The organism is Streptomyces endophytica (assembly GCF_026153355.1).
GTDB classification, from domain to species: Bacteria; Actinomycetota; Actinomycetes; order Streptomycetales; family Streptomycetaceae; genus Streptomyces; species Streptomyces endophytica.
In genome coordinates this window covers 6,364,535-6,378,889 of sequence record NZ_CP110636.1, presented here as the reverse complement: position 1 = coordinate 6,378,889, position 14,355 = coordinate 6,364,535, and the positions used below count along the sequence as shown (strand labels likewise).

Genomic DNA, 14,355 nt, shown 5'->3' with positions numbered 1-14,355 from the left:
CACTGCGTATGACTGGGCGCATGGCTCGGCCCCGATGGGCCTGGTAAGCGCTGGAAAGGGCCTCCTTCCGCGCTTTGATGGCGAAGAGTCGAGCAATCCCAAGGCAGACGCAAAAGAGCATGTGCCGGTGCGGGTTGTGGTGCAGCAGGCGGTGTCGCGGTTGAAGTTGCCGAAGCCGGTGATCCATACGAGCCCACGTGAGGACCTTGTGCAGGTGGTCAATGTGCCGACGTGGATGTGGGTGGAGCGCGGCGCTTGGGGGCCGGTAACGACAGCGGCGGCGGTGGATGGGTTAGAGGTGACTGCCACGGCTCGGCCGCGGAGGACGGTGTGGTCGATGGGCGATGGCGGGAGTGTGGTGTGTCGGGGGCCAGGGACGCCGTACTCGGCCGAGTACGGGCCCAAGGCATCGTCGCCGGACTGCGGTTATACCTACCGACGGGCGTCGACGTCCGAGCCGGCGAAGGCGTTTCCGGTGTCAGTGCGGGTGATCTGGGATGTGGAGTGGAGAGGGGGTGGGCGATCCGGGACAGTACCGGGCCTGGCGATGTCGGCGCGGCGGCGGCTGGTGGTGGATGAGGTGCAGGCCGTCGTGACGAGCTGACGGCTGCAGTAGGCGAGCGGTGCGCTGCTGTGCCGCTCGGTGGAAGTTGGACGTTCTTGCTGCGGGGTGAATTGTGGGTACTTCCTTGTCTTCTTCAGTCCCCAAGAGTGCTGGGGCCGGTGTGCCAGGGGCGCGGAAGTCAGGTCCGGAGCAGAAACCGCTTATGACCGGTGGTCGGCGGCGTCGGCTGGGCTGGGTGTGGGCGGGCCTGGGGGCAGTGGTGGTCTCGGCGGTCGGGTTCACGATGGTCGCCAAAGTGGTGGGGCACCGGGACCGGGTGCTGGTGCTGACGCGTGATGTGCCGGTAGGCCGGGTGCTGCAACCGGCTGACCTGCGGGTGGTGGAGGTTGCTGCGGATGCGGGCGTCGTGCCGGTGGCTGAACGGGGCACGGTTCTGGGGCGGAGGGTGAAGGTGCCGTTGGTGGCCGGTGCGTTGTTGGCGCCGGGGCAGGTGGGGACGCCCATCGCCTTTCCGCCGAAGGGCTCCTCTCAGGTGTCGCTGGCGGTGGAGCCGGGCGCGGCGCCGCCGGAGCTCTCCCGTGGAGAACGCGTGGCGGTGCTGCCCGGACCGACTGGGGGCGGTGCAGCGCAGTCCGCAGCGGACGAGGCGCCCGCTGCGGTGATGGGGACGGTGACGGGGGTGCGGGCACCGGAGTCGTCGGGCGGGCCGCGGGTGGTCACAGTGCTGGTGGAGACCGCGGCTGTGAAGCGGGCGACACAGATGGAGCATCCGCGTGTGGTGGTGCTGCCGGCACAGGGGCGTGAGGCTCCGTGAGGCGCTTGGTGGTGGTCGGGTCGATCTCGGGTGCGCCGGGGGTGACGACGACGGCGTTGGCGTTGGCTGCCGCGTGGCCGCATGAGGCGGATGGTGGGGTCCGGCCGGTGATGGTGGAGGCGGACGGGTCCGGTGGGACCTGATGATGCGCTTCGGGCTACCGCCGTCGCCCTCACTGCTGGACGTGGCGGCCGCGGTCGGGAAGCCCCATCCGGGGTCCTTGCTGGGCGCGGTGAGTGAACTTCCCTTCGGGGTTCGGGCGGTGGCTGCGGTGCCTGGGCGCGGCCCGTGCACAGAGGCGGTGCGGTTGCTGACCGACGAAGGCGGCCGACGGGTGCTGCTGGGTGGCGAGGGCGACCAGGGCACGGTGTTGCTGGATGTTGGGCGGATCGGAAGCGCCGTTGAGCCACTGCTGGGGGCCGCTGGACAGGTGGTCCTGGTGGCGCGGGGCGGTGCGGAGCCTTTGACGCATGTGTCCGCGTACGGGCTGAAGACGAAAGGGTATGGCGGGCGGTTGACGCTGGCTGTCGTGGGTCCGTGTCCCTATTCAGCGGACGAGATCGCGCAGTCGCTCGCCATCGAGCAGGTGGTCTTCCTGCCGTGGGATACCAAGACCGTGGCCGCGATGAACCGGAGGCATGCGGGACGACTGCGGACGACGGGGTTCCGGGTGATGCCGATGATGGCTGCAGCCTGCAAGCTGGCCCGGCATCTGGCCGAGTCCCGACAGCAGAAGGCCACGGTGGTGGGCGCGAAGACGCAGCGGCGTCTTGGCCCGGTCGCGGGTGATGAGGGGGTGATGCCTCGTGGGTGAGACGCTGATGCCCCCGCCGGGCGTGGTCCCGGCACAAGGCGAGCGGGAGCTGGCGCTGCTGGTGCGGCAGCGGGTGGCGGCCCGTCTGGCGGAGTACGCCGGTGAGCGGGAGGCGGCGGGGCTGCCGGCGGAGAGCGAGGCTGCGCGGCGGGCCACTGTGGATCGCCTGCTGGCCGAGGAACTGGGGGCCCAACGCCGCCTGGCTCTCTCCCATGGGAGCCGGGTCGTCGATGCGGCAGTCGAGGAACGAGTCGCCCAAGCGGTCACAGACGCGCTGTTTGGAACGGGGAGCCTGGAGCGGCTGCTGGCCGACACCACCTTGGAGAACATCTGCATCAACGGCTCCGATGTGGTCTGGGTCAAAGACGCCTCCGGCACATGGCGCCGCGAGAATGCGGTGGCAGATTCGGATGCCGAACTGGTGAAAATCGTGCGCACCCTCGCGGCCAGCACAGGCGACGAAGAGCGCCGCTTCGACCGAGGAATGCCCCGGCTGAACCTACAACTCCCAGACGGTTCGAGGCTTTTCGCGGTGATGGCGGTGACCGGTCGGGTTTCCCTGACGATCCGCCGTCACCGCTTCCCGGCCGCGTCGATGGCCGAGCTGGTGCGGCTGGGGGTCTGTGATCAGCAACTGGCGGACTTCCTGACCGCTCTGGTGCGGGCGCGCAAGAACATCGTGATCGGCGGTGGAACCAATGTCGGCAAGACCACCGTGCTGCGAGCCTTCGCCCATGAGATTCCTCCCGAGGAACGGCTGGTGACGATCGAGGACACCTTCGAGCTCGGTCTCGACACCGATCCGGTGGCGCATCCGAACGTGGTGGCCATGCAGGCACGGGAGCCGAACATCGAGGGACAGGGCGGCATCGACCAGGCGGAGCTGGTGCGTTGGGGGCTGCGGATGTCACCGGACCGGGTCATCGTCGGGAAATCCGTGGCGCAGAGGTCATCCCGATGTGCAACGCCATGTCGCAGGGCAACGACGGCTCCCTCTCCACCATCCACGCCTCCACCTCACGCGGGGTATTCACCAAACTCGCCTCCTACGCCGCCCAGGCCCCGGAACGGTTGTCGCTGGAGGCAACGAACCTGATGGTTGCGTCCGCAGTCCACTTCGTTGTGCACCTGGGCTGGGACGCGGCGGGGCAACGGGTGATCGACTCGGTGCGGGAGGTCATCGACGCCGAGGGCGCGCAGATTGTCTCCAACGAGGTCTACCGTCCCGGCTTGGATGGTCGGGCCGTCCCCGCAGCCCCCTTGCGGGCGGAGACCCTCAACGATCTGGTCGCGGCCGGGCTGGAGCCCCAGGCCACCGAGACATCGTGGTGGGGAGCGGCCAGATGACCACCATCAACTGGGGCACCGGCACGGTGACGGCGGTGGCGGTGGCTTGCGGCACCGTGTGGGGTTTGGGACTGGTGGCGATCGGCTACGGCGCCGTACGACGCACACTGCGCGAGGAGCAGGCGGGGCTCGGACGCCGACTGATCGGGCGGCTGCCCGCGGAGTGGACCACCCGGCGCTTCACGATCGCAGTGACGGTCGGAGTGGTCGTGGGCGCTTTGACGGGCTGGCCGGTGGCGGCGGTACTGACTACAGCCGCCGTGCTGACGCTGCCTGGGCTGCTTGGCCCGGACCGGTACGCGGCAAGACGGACGGAGCGGATGGAGGCGCTGGCGGCGTGGACGGAGATGCTGCGTGACACCCTCTCCGCCGCGGCTGGACTGGAGCAGGCGGTGCTGGCGACCGCCGACATCGCGCCGACCGCACTTGAGTCGGAGATGCGGCAGCTGGCCGCAGCCGTCCGGTCGGGCCGATCGCTTCCTGCCGCGCTGAGGACGTTCGCCGTAGAGGTGGATGATGCGCTGGCGGATGTGGTGGTGGCGGCGCTGGTGATGGCGGCTGAGCAGCAGGCGGGCCAGTTGGCACCGTTGCTGGGTGAGCTGGCGGAGTCGGTCCGCGAGCAGGTGGCCATGCGACAGCGCATCGAGGCCGGCCGGGCGAGCGTACGGACCGGGGTGCGGGTCACCGTCATCGTCACGTTGGGGATGGCGGTGGGCATGGTGGTCTTCAACCGCCCGTACCTGGATCCCTTCAACACGCTGACCGGGCAGGCGGTCCTGGCAGCGGTGGGCGGGCTGTTTGCTGCCAGCTTCACCTACCTGTCCGCGATCGGCCGCATCGACGAACCCATCCGCCTGATCAACCCCACTATCACCAGTGCGGGTCCCGTCCCGGGAGGGCAACCGTGATCGTCATGCTGCTCGGGGCGCTCTTCGGCGCCGGGGCGACCGCTGTGGTCTACGGGCTGCGTCCTCCCAGACCCGCACTTGCCGACGTCCTCACCGCACTCAACGCTCCTGTGCAACCTGTGCCTTCGTCGGCGCGGCATGCGGAGGAGATGGAGTGGGCAACCCGGTTGGGGCGCCGTGCGGTGCCGTTGGTGCGGGCACTCGGCTTTCCCACGAAGTCCTTGCGGGCAGACCTCGCAGTCTGTGGCACAGACGAGGAACAGCACCTGGCGGGCAAGGCCGCATGCGCAATGACCGGGCTCGTCGCGCCTTGGGCCGTTGTTCTACTCCTGCGCCTGGGGGTGGATGCCGCGGCCGGGTGGTGGATGCCACTGTCCGGCTCCTTGGCCCTTGCTGCAGCGCTGTTCTTCGTCCCCGACCTCGGTCTGCGCAAGCAGGCGCAGCGGCGGCGCCGCGAGATGCAGCACACACTCAGCCTTGTCCTCGACCTGACCGTGATCGCGCTTGCCGGCGGCGCGGGCGTCCAGCAGGCCCTGACCCAGGCCGTCGCTGCACCACAGGGCTGGGCAGCCGGCACCCTGCGGCACGCCCTGCACGTCGCGCAGCTCACCCGTACCAGCCCCTGGACCCACCTGGGCGATCTCGGCCGGCAGCTGGGCGTCAGCGACCTGGTGGAACTCGCCTCGACGCTGAGCCTCGCGGGCAGCGAGGGCGCCAAGATCCGTGGGTCACTGGGGGCGAAGGCGCGGGCGATGCGACGGCGCAGGATCTCCGAGGCCGACGGGGCGGCCCAGGCGGCCACCGAGCAGATGTCGCTGCCCGTGGTCGGGCTGTTCGCCGCCTTCCTGCTGCTGATCGGATACCCGGCCCTCGCCCATGTGCTGTCCGCAACTTGAGCCCGGAAACGCGCAAGAATCGAAGAGGAAGAGCTGTCATGCTCGACGTGAAGACGCTGGCTCGCCTGCTGCGGGCCCATCTGGCCGAGGTGCGCCGGCACGCCCGTACCCGTGGGGACGCCGGCTACACCACCGAGACCGTCCTGATCACCGCCCTGCTCGTCATCCTGGCCTTGAGTGTGGTGGGCATCATCGTCGCCAAGGTCACTGCCAAGGCCAAGGCAATCGACCTGGGATAGGCCGTGATTCCTTCCGTTCACAGGTGGCGCGACGATCGCGGGGCGGCGTCGACGCAGCTGGTGCTGGTTGTCCCGGTGCTGCTGCTCCTGGCCATGCTGATCGTGCAGTTCGCGCTGGTCTGGCATGCGCGGCACATCGCACAGTACGCAGCCCAGCGCGGTCTGGCAGCCGCTCGCACCCAGCACGGGAGCGCTGCGGACGGCCGGGTCCAAGCCGCACGCAGTGTCGCGGCACTGGGCAGCCGGACCCTCACCACGCCCTCCGTGGCAGTCGACCGCACCTCCGCGCAGACCACCGTCCGGGTCCGCGGAACGGTGATGACCGTGGTCCCCGGCCTGCACTTGCACGCCTCCGGCGCGGCCTCCGGCCCCACCGAGCGCCTTACAGCCCCTGATGGAGGCCAGCCATGATGCTTAAGGCGCGTGGTGTACGTGCCGGGGACGACCGGGTTCGGCTGCGGTAGAGATGGTGCTGCTCACCCCGCTGCTTGTGCTGATGCTTCTCGTTGTGGTGGCCCTGGGGCGGCTCGCCGACGCACGCCTCGTTGTGGCGGATGCCGCCCACCAAGCCGCCCGCGCCGCCTCCCTGGCCCGCACCGAGCACGTCGCCCATACCCAGGCCCTTCGCGCCGCGGCCACGTCGCTCAAGGGAACGGGGGCCACCTGTACCAGCCCAAGCGTTCATCTCACTACCGGTGGCCTTGCCCCCGGAACCAAGGTCTCAGCGAAGGTCACCTGTACCGCCGCCCTGGGAGATCTCACCCGCACCGGGATGCCGGGACACGTGCGCCTGGTCGGCACTGCCTTCTCCGTCGTCGACTCCTTCAGGAGCAGAGCCCGGTGAACCCACGACTCCGTGCACATCTTGCTGGCCTCCGCACCAGATTCGCTCTGGGAGACGACCGGGGACAGGCCACGGCCTTCGTCGTCGGCATCGCCGCCGCGCTATGGCTGTTCGCCGGGATCGTCATCGACGGCGGCCTTGCCCTGGCCGGTAAAGCCCAGGCACTGGACGTCGCGCAAGAGGCCGCGCGGACAGGCGCGCAGCAGCTCGACATCGGCCGGCTACGCGATCACAACGATGTCCGACTCGTACGTGCGGAAGCCGCCCGGACCGCCCGCGGCTACGTCTCCTCCATCGGCGACAGCGGAAGCGCAGCAGTGAAGGGGAACGCCGTCACCGTCCACGTCACCCACCGCTACCGCACTCAGATTCTGCAGCTGGTTGGCCTGCGCACCCTCACCCTGCACGCGAGCGCGACCTCACAGGCCGAACGCACCACCTTGTAAAGACCGTTCATCCCATCCGCCGCGGAGAGCGAACCGGCCACCATGACTCACCACGTCGCACTACGCGAGCGCCTGACCGCCGCCGTCACGGCCCTGAGCACCCTCGCTGTCACGCTTGCCCTGCTGGTCGGAATGCCCTCTGTGCTGTGGCATGCCGCCCACATTCCCTGGCCGGACAACGTCCACTCCTGGCACGAGTTGGGCGAACGGCTCTCCCAACCGGTCAGTGATCCTCTGGTCATCGACATGTTGGCGGTGGCGGGCTGGGTGTGCTGGGCCGCGTTCGCCTTCACCGTTGTCCGGGAGATCTGCTGGTACGCAGCACACCTTCCCCAGCTTCTGCACGACCGCCGTGCCCACCACGACCACATGGCTACCCTGTCCCTCAAAAGCTCGCTGGCCGCACTGTGCATCGGCACCCTCGCCGTCGCCCTGCTCAGCCTCTGGCGCCCCACAACAGCCAGCGCCCAGCAACCCTCCTGGGCGCACACGGTCCGGCCGCCGACTGCTGTCACAGCGCCTCTCGACCCCTCGACGGGGCAGAACGTCGCAGCCCGCGTGACAGCCGCTCCCCGGTTCGCCGAAGATACGGAGGCGTCGGTTCATCTGAGCCACTCTGAACGGGAGGCCGGCGCTGCGGCGACCAGGCACTTCGAGTACGTGGTGAAGGAAGGCGACACCCTGTGGGATGTCGCTCACGCACACCTGGGAGACGCGCTGAAATGGCCGCGGATCTACGCACTCAACAAAGACCGCGTACAACCCGACGGGAGCCTGCTCACCGACCCGGACCTACTCAAGCCCGGCTGGCAACTGACCATTCCCGTCAGCGAGCAGCCCACCTCACGGCCTTCCAACCATGGCCCGGCACGCCCTGCCGCGCCGCCTACCGAGTCGCAGACATCGTCCGCGCCGCCAGCCTCTGCACGACCGGCGCCTGACCAGACCCCGAGCGCCAGTCAGCAATCCGCCCACACCCACACCCACACTCAAACCCAGACCCATGCCAGGCCACGGCTGGACGGTAACGGCGCAGACCGCAAAGTGAATATGGACAGGGGCCCGGCCGCCATCGGCTTCGGCGAGGCCAGTCTGATCGGCATCACGGCGGCGGCAGGACTCCTGGCTGCGCGCCGTTACTGGTACCTGCACCAACGCCGCACGCGCAGACCCGATGACGAAGCGACCGCACCTGCTCTGAGCCCGCTGGTCGACAAGGCCGCCCAAGCAGCACAGGCGGCCACCCAGCCACGCCGCCCCCATGACCCCGAAGCCCTGGTAATCCGCCGCACCCCACCGCAGCAACCCCTCAGCCCCGGCACGGTCACCATCGGAGTTGACGACAACGCCGAAGTTCCCCTCGACGTCCTCGCCATCGCCGGTGGCTGCACCTGGACAGGACCAGGGCCGAAAGCGCCGCCCGCGCCCTGCTCACCGGCATCCTGACCGCTGCCGAACGTCAACGCCCCGGTTCACCGCCCGTCACCGCCGTTGTTCCCGAAGAACTCGCCGCCCGCCTGCTGCCCGGACTCCCCCCACAGTTCACGGCGCTGACTCAAACCAGCGACACCGCACATGCCGTCCGGGCCGCCGAGCAACATCTGATCGCCCACGCTCGTACTCAGCACGAGCGCGACACCCCGGCAACCGCACCGGCAACGGCAGACCCCGCCCACCACCCCGCAGACCTGGGCACCCTGCTCCTGCTCACCACGCCGGAACCTGCCCACCTCGGGCAGGTCCAAGCTCTGGCCGCCCGCAGCCGGCCCGGAGTCCTTGCCGTCCTCAGCTTGGACACCCCGCTTCCGGACGCCGAGCACTGGCTCATCGCCCCCGACGGCACCACCACACGACCCGGCACAGACCCTCAACACGCGGGACTGAAGCTCTTCCACCTCACTCCCGACGCCGGCTGCGACATGACCCAAGTCCTCCTCGGCGCCCACGGCAAGCGCCCGAAACTACGCGTGCTCCCAGCACAGAGCCCGCCTTCACACGACAAGCAACACGAAACCGCAGCCGCTCCCGAGCCCGAGGAGGAAGCCGACCCCAGCGGCCCCCACCTCACAGGAACCTCCCGCCCGGCCCAGACCAAACCCGTCCGCCTCCACGTTCTCGGTCCCGTCACACTGTTCGCCCGCGGCCACGAGGAACCCGTCGGCACCAACCTGCGCCCCGAAGTCCACGAATTCCTTGCCCTGCTCGCCGCCCACCCCACCGGGCTTCTGGCCACGGACATCGCCGACAAACTCCAACTGGAACCCGAGAGCACACAGAACGACCTGAAAAACCTACGCCGCGCCGTACGCCGCGCCCTGCGCGCAGCCACCGGAATCACCGCACAGGAATTCGTCCTGCGCCAAGGAGAGCTCCACAAGCTTCACCCAGATCTCATTGAAACCGACCTCGCGGATTTCACACGAGCTCTCAAGCAGGCATTCCCGGCAAGCACACCGAAGTCGTCGCTGCACGACACGTTGCAATGTGCACACGAGGCCCTGGCTCACTACCGCGGCCCCTTTGCACAAGGTTGCGACTACCTGTGGGCCGACGCGATCCGCGAGCACTTCACCACTCAGGCCACCGACGCCGCCCTCCGCCTGGCCCACCAGGCCGAGCACTCGACCGCCGACCCGCATGAGCGGAGCGCCATCCTGCCCCTACTGGAGCACCTGGGAGCCATCCACCCCGACCACGAGCGGCTGACCCAGCACACCATCCGTCTCTACCAAGCCGCTGGGCGTCACGACGCCGCCCGACACGCATATACCCGCCTCGAACACCACCTCGCTGAGCTCGGCCTCGAACCGGACCCTGCTACCCAAGCTCTCCTCACACCACGGTCGGCCCGTAACCGGTCTCGATGAGAGGGCCAAGGCCGGGCCAAGCCTCAACGGAGTCACGCAGACATCGGCCTTCGCCAATGGCCTCCCGCCCATGACAGGGGAGAGCGGCCGGCCGTGCCATCGATCCCGCTGTCCCAGCTAGGTCACGAGGGCTACGACATCAATCCCAACTGCCGCGAGCCGCGTAAGCACGGATGACGCCCTCATCGCCCTGCCTGGAGCCTCATCTGTTGGCGGGCATCACGAAGACCCGACCATGATCGTGTTGAGGCCTCTTGATGTGCTTGACAGTTCACATCGCGGCCCGCAACTCTGAGGCGGATGAGCGATGCAGAGAGCGTTGAAGGATTAACCAGAGCCAGTGCATACCGAGCTTTGACGACTGCGTGCAGTGACACGGGGCTTCGCGCCGACCAGGCGGAACTGTTGCGCCTGGGGGAGAACGCCATCTACAAGCTGCCGAGCGAGGGCGTGGCTGTACGGGTGGCTCGCGCGGATACGGAAGACGTCGAAGAGAAAGTCACCAAGGAACTGGCTATCGCTCGATGGCTCCTTTCCAAAGGCTTTCCCGCGGTGGAGCCCCGTGACGATCTGCCGCAACCCTTACGGGCCGAGGGGAGGCTCGTTACCTTCTGGGAGTACGTTCCTCCGAGCCGGACCGAACCCGGTCTGGTGGACCTGGCGAGATTGTTGCGTGAGTTGCATTCCTTGCCCGAACCTGACTTCGCTCTCCCTGCGCTGAATCCTTTTTCAGTAATGTGGCGGCGCCTTGAGCGCGCCCATGGGGTCAAGAAGCGGGACGTAGAGTTCCTCAGAGAGGCCTGTGCTCGCAGTGAGGCAGAGTTTCGCGATGTCGCAGCACACTACCCCACAGGTTTGGTTCACGGTGATGCCCACCGTGGGAATCTGCTGGCGCGTGACAGTCGAGTGCTTCTCATTGACTATGAAGCAGTCGCTGTGGGCCCTCAAGCTTGGGATCTGCTTCCCACTGCCATTGCAGTAGACAGGTTCGCTCTCGGTCGTCAGGATTACCACGCTTTCTGTCGCGATTACGGGCAGGACGTCACTGCCTCGCTCGGGTACCAGCGACTCCGCATGGCGCGGGAATTGGGTATGACAACGTGGCTGATGCAGAATGCCCAATCCGGCGCGGCCGCAGAGGAGTTCGCCATCCGTATGGAGTCGCTGCGAAAGGAAGACCGTGAACGCCGCTGGCACGCGCTCTAACGGCTCGGCATCCTTGCCCTTCGACCCCTATGTATCCCGAGAGCACACCAGGCTGACGACCGTTTACTCGACCCCATGGACTTACGACCCGGATCAAGTCGACGGGGCCGCAGGGCAGCCTGGCGAGTTCCTGAACTTAGGACGACTGGCTGGGTATTACAGTAAATCGGACCAGCAACTGCCGCAGGTTCTGAAACGTGAGGCGCTCGACTCCTCCGAGATGGCCTTCCAGCGCTGGACCGGAGAGGCTCCGTCCTCCGCACAGCTGTGGCACTTCCTGCTTCCGTCCGGACAGGTTGTTGTAGGCCTCACCTTGGACGTGAGCGGTGGCCTCATAGAAGTGATCCCACTCCTCGAAGACCTCTACTATGCAAGCGTCGAGTACACCGGGGCAACCCTGGAAGAGATCGCAGCCGGCCGAATCGGCTGCACCACGAATGGCGACGGAAGCACACCGGGCTTCCTTCCCGAGCGCCACCAACTGGTCTTCATCCAGGTTGAGACACAAGAACAAGCCCCTGATGAAGACACCATTCAACGCGTCATTTACCGAACCGATCTGCCCTATCGCTCGCAGCACAGCGCGATCTGCTACCCAGCGGAGCTCAACCGCCGCCCCACCACGATCGGTGCTCTCGGGCCGTATGTGAGCCTCATCGGCGGACATCAGGACTACATCGAGAACTGCGTTCTTCTCTCAGCTGTCCAAGGCGTAGGATCCGCCGCCCGTCTCCGTGAGATCCGAGAAGTCGCCTATTCGTACGTACGCAGATTTCGTCACCGTAGCGCCGACCAACGAGACGCCCATGACCGCCGCGCTGCGCTGGAGAGGATCTCCGACGGCCTAAGCCAGCTCGAACTCGAACTCAGTTACAGCGTCGAGGTCGGCAGCGACATCGGAACACTCGTGCCGGCCTTACGCGTCGAAAGCTTCCATCGGGAATTATTCGGCGCCATGGGGCTCACCGAGCGCGCAATCACCATCGGTCAAATGCTCCAGCGACTCAGGAACGCCGCCGCTGCGGAACTCACCTCGGTGGAGAGTATGGAGCAGCGCGCTGCCGACCGACGACGAGTCCGCACCGTCGTGGCCGTCACCTTCGTCACGACCATCACGGGAACCCTGAGCCTGCTCTTTGGGTTCTTCGGCATCAATGCGCGTCAAGTTGACCAGCAACGCTCGATGTTCGATGACCACTACACGCCAATCTATGCACTGATCACGGCCATCCTCCTGTGCGCGGTGGCGATCTTCGGCGCAATGCGTCTCCAGGAATGGTGGGAAGAGCGCCGCGATCGCGGCAGAACAAGGCTCTGGGAAGGCACCCACCGCCTGCTGGCCCGTGAGGCGGGCGCAGTCATCCTGGACCCAGACGCTGCCCCCAGTCGCCGTATCCCCGGCTCACGTAGCGCCAGCAGGCCTGACCAACGAGCACACCCCACATCCCGCTGATGCTGTTCAACCCTGGGCTGGATCCGGTGCTCGTAGCTCGCCACGGCAGAGGGCACGCCGGCCTTGAGGCGGTGGCCTCTGCCACCGTTCAGGTTGTTGACGCCAGGGGAAGGCGGCTTCGCGTGGTCGAGGTGCCGATCCGCCGTCAGTCAGCAGGCCAGGCCGGCCTCCCATCCACCGATGCGGTCCAGGCTCCACGATTGTTGTCGACCTCGTCGGAGTCGGCGTCGACGAGGCCGATCCATTGGGCACGGGTCTTCTGCGGGATCACTCATGTGAGTGCCGTTGGATCATCCCCGTGGGGGGGGAGCAGCGTGCCACTGGCACATCCCGACGCGGCGGCCTGGGACCTTCCCCGCAGGCGCGGGGAGCAGACGGCTGCGACTCCCCGCGGGTGCCGGGAGCACCGGACTCGGACAACGCCGAGTGAGTGAAGGGGAGAGACCGTCCCCGCGGGGTGCGGGCAACACGCGATTCCCCTCCGGATCTCCGCCGCGATCTCGGGACCATCCCCGCACGCGCGGGTAGAACTTTGGTGCAGCAGCTGTACTGCCCGCGGTAGTAGGTACCATCCCCGCGGGTGCGGGGAGCACGCTGAAAGGGTTCGCCCCGCCGTCCGGGCGCTGGGACCATCCCCGCGGGTGCGGGGAGCACGAGCAGGCCCGGGACATCGCGCGCCACCTGGCGGGGCCATCCCCGCGGGTGCGGGGAGCACGGTGGACGCAAGGGTGATCCGCCGACGTGGCCGGGACCAGCCCCGCGGGTGCGGGGAGCACCGCTTCTTCACCATGAGCACGTGGCCCTCGGCGGGACCATCCCCGCGGGTGCGGGGAGCACCGGGCCTCCGCCGTTCTCAGGCTGTCGACGGGGGACCATCCCCGCGGGTGCGGGGAGCACGAGATGGGCAGGTCGACTACGGTGAGTGCGCCGGGACCATCCCCGCGGGTGCGGGGAGCACGCGCCGCCGATGAACCCGCCCACCGTCGAGCAGGAACCATCCCCGCGGGTGCGGGGAGCATACGGAGTTTGTCGTGCTGGCTGATGTCGGGTAGGGGCCATCCCCGCGGGTGCGGGGAGCACGCTTCAACGTCCAGGTCGACCAGCCGGTTGCCGGGGCCATCCCCGCGGGTGCGGAGAGCACACGTGGGGCCCGAGCATCTTCATTGGCCAGCCGGGGCCATCCCCGCGGGTGCGGGGAGCACCCCGCCACCGTATCCACCGCGGCGCATCTGCCGGGGCCATCCCCGCGGGTGCGGGGAGCACGGCGGTCACGTTGTCCACCACGTCCAACAGCCGGGGCCATCCCCGCGGGTGCGGGGAGCAGAACTTGCCGTCGAGGAACTTCTTCAGGCCCTCGGGACCATCCCCGCGGGTGCGGGGAGCAGCCCGGTTCCGAGTACCTCGCTGTGCTGGACGCGGGACCATCCCCGCGGGTGCGGGGAGCAGGACGGCCGGCCCATGAAGGGAGCACCGAGCGCGGGACCATCCCCGCAGGTGCGGGGAGCAGCACCGGCCATCGCAGGCCCTCGGCATCGTGGAGGGACCATCCCCGCGGGTACGGGGAGCAGGCCTGGTAGGCCAGGTGCACCAGCTGGGCATTGGGACCATCCCCGCGGGTGCGGGGAGCAGGGTCGACCCGTTGTACCGCAGTAGGTCCGTGCCGGGACCATCCCCGCGGGTGCGGGGAGCAGCGGGCGGCGGCCAGGTCGGCCGCGTCGCGCTTGGGACCATCCCCGCGGGTGCGGGGAGCAGTGTCGGCGTCGCCGCCGTCGCTTTCGTGGTGAGGGACCATCCCCGCGGGTGCGGGGAGCAGGATGCTGGGCGGGATCGACCACTCGACGATCAGGGACCATCCCCGCGGGTGCGGGGAGCAGCCGATCGTGATCCACGCGGCGTCCAGCTGGGTGGGACCATCCCCGCGGGTGCGGGGAGCAGATCTCCAGCGACGCGAAGTAC

13 protein-coding genes, 2 pseudogenes and 1 CRISPR repeat array (1 of these 16 running past the window's edge) are annotated in these 14,355 nt (G+C 68.2%); of the genes and pseudogenes, 14 read left to right on the top strand and 1 reads right to left on the bottom strand.

The window, feature by feature from the left end:
* Window positions 1–127: 127 nt before the first annotated feature.
* The 11 genes and pseudogenes from OJ254_RS28445 to OJ254_RS28395 all read left to right on the top strand — a co-directional run bounded on the left by OJ254_RS28445 (window position 128) and on the right by OJ254_RS28395 (window position 8,319).
* Complete coding sequence (locus OJ254_RS28445; protein WP_265365346.1) at window positions 128–604, top strand: hypothetical protein; 477 nt, start codon at window positions 128–130, stop codon at window positions 602–604.
* Between the two features lie 163 nt (window positions 605–767).
* Window positions 768–1,379 (top strand): SAF domain-containing protein, encoded by a 612-nt coding sequence (locus OJ254_RS28440; RefSeq protein ID WP_265364663.1) that lies wholly within the window; start codon window positions 768–770, stop codon window positions 1,377–1,379.
* Between the two features lie 307 nt (window positions 1,380–1,686).
* Entirely contained in the window at window positions 1,687–2,193 is a 507-nt protein-coding gene (locus OJ254_RS28435; protein ID WP_265364662.1) for a hypothetical protein, read from the top strand.
* Window positions 2,186–3,540, top strand: a pseudogene (locus OJ254_RS28430) (TadA family conjugal transfer-associated ATPase). Before OJ254_RS28435 ends, OJ254_RS28430 begins: the two are co-directional and overlap by 8 nt.
* Window positions 3,537–4,448, top strand: a complete 912-nt coding sequence (locus OJ254_RS28425; RefSeq protein ID WP_265364661.1) for a type II secretion system F family protein — start codon at window positions 3,537–3,539, stop codon at window positions 4,446–4,448. The pseudogene OJ254_RS28430 and the gene OJ254_RS28425 overlap by 4 nt, the downstream one beginning before the upstream one ends.
* A 383-nt stretch (window positions 4,449–4,831) precedes the next feature.
* Entirely contained in the window at window positions 4,832–5,344 is a 513-nt protein-coding gene (locus OJ254_RS28420; protein ID WP_265364660.1) for a type II secretion system F family protein, read from the top strand.
* Window positions 5,345–5,382: 38 nt separating this feature from the next.
* Window positions 5,383–5,583: a hypothetical protein gene (locus tag OJ254_RS28415; RefSeq protein WP_265364659.1), complete on the top strand. Its 201-nt coding sequence runs from the start codon at window positions 5,383–5,385 to the stop codon at window positions 5,581–5,583.
* 3 nt (window positions 5,584–5,586) lie between these two features.
* Window positions 5,587–5,994, top strand: coding sequence for a TadE/TadG family type IV pilus assembly protein (locus tag OJ254_RS28410; protein ID WP_265364658.1), 408 nt, complete (start codon window positions 5,587–5,589; stop codon window positions 5,992–5,994).
* Between the two features lie 49 nt (window positions 5,995–6,043).
* Window positions 6,044–6,427: pseudogene (locus OJ254_RS28405) on the top strand (TadE/TadG family type IV pilus assembly protein); the annotation flags it as partial.
* Window positions 6,424–6,873, top strand: a complete 450-nt coding sequence (locus OJ254_RS28400; RefSeq protein WP_265364656.1) for a pilus assembly protein TadG-related protein — start codon at window positions 6,424–6,426, stop codon at window positions 6,871–6,873. The pseudogene OJ254_RS28405 and the gene OJ254_RS28400, both read left to right, overlap by 4 nt.
* A gap of 42 nt (window positions 6,874–6,915) precedes the next feature.
* A complete protein-coding gene (locus OJ254_RS28395; protein ID WP_265364655.1) occupies window positions 6,916–8,319 on the top strand; it encodes a LysM peptidoglycan-binding domain-containing protein in 1,404 nt (467 codons plus the stop codon).
* A 26-nt stretch (window positions 8,320–8,345) separates the two neighbouring features.
* On the opposite strand, the gene OJ254_RS28390 is transcribed toward OJ254_RS28395, so the two are convergent.
* Window positions 8,346–8,486, bottom strand: coding sequence for a hypothetical protein (locus OJ254_RS28390; protein ID WP_265364654.1), 141 nt, complete (start codon window positions 8,484–8,486; stop codon window positions 8,346–8,348).
* 177 nt (window positions 8,487–8,663) lie between these two features.
* Between OJ254_RS28390 and OJ254_RS28385 the strand changes: the two genes are divergently transcribed.
* From OJ254_RS28385 to OJ254_RS28375, 3 genes are all read left to right on the top strand, one after another.
* Entirely contained in the window at window positions 8,664–9,740 is a 1,077-nt protein-coding gene (locus OJ254_RS28385) for an AfsR/SARP family transcriptional regulator (RefSeq protein ID WP_265364653.1), read from the top strand.
* A 300-nt stretch (window positions 9,741–10,040) separates the two neighbouring features.
* The gene (locus OJ254_RS28380) at window positions 10,041–10,946 is read left to right on the top strand and encodes a phosphotransferase enzyme family protein (protein ID WP_265364652.1); all 906 of its coding nucleotides are present in this window, start codon (window positions 10,041–10,043) and stop codon (window positions 10,944–10,946) included.
* Window positions 10,921–12,399, top strand: a complete 1,479-nt coding sequence (locus OJ254_RS28375; RefSeq protein WP_265364651.1) for a hypothetical protein — start codon at window positions 10,921–10,923, stop codon at window positions 12,397–12,399. The genes OJ254_RS28380 and OJ254_RS28375 overlap by 26 nt, the downstream gene beginning before the upstream one ends.
* A 564-nt stretch (window positions 12,400–12,963) precedes the next feature.
* Window positions 12,964–14,355: a CRISPR direct-repeat array (repeat unit 29 nt; unit sequence GGGACCATCCCCGCGGGTGCGGGGAGCAG); it runs 881 nt beyond the window's last position.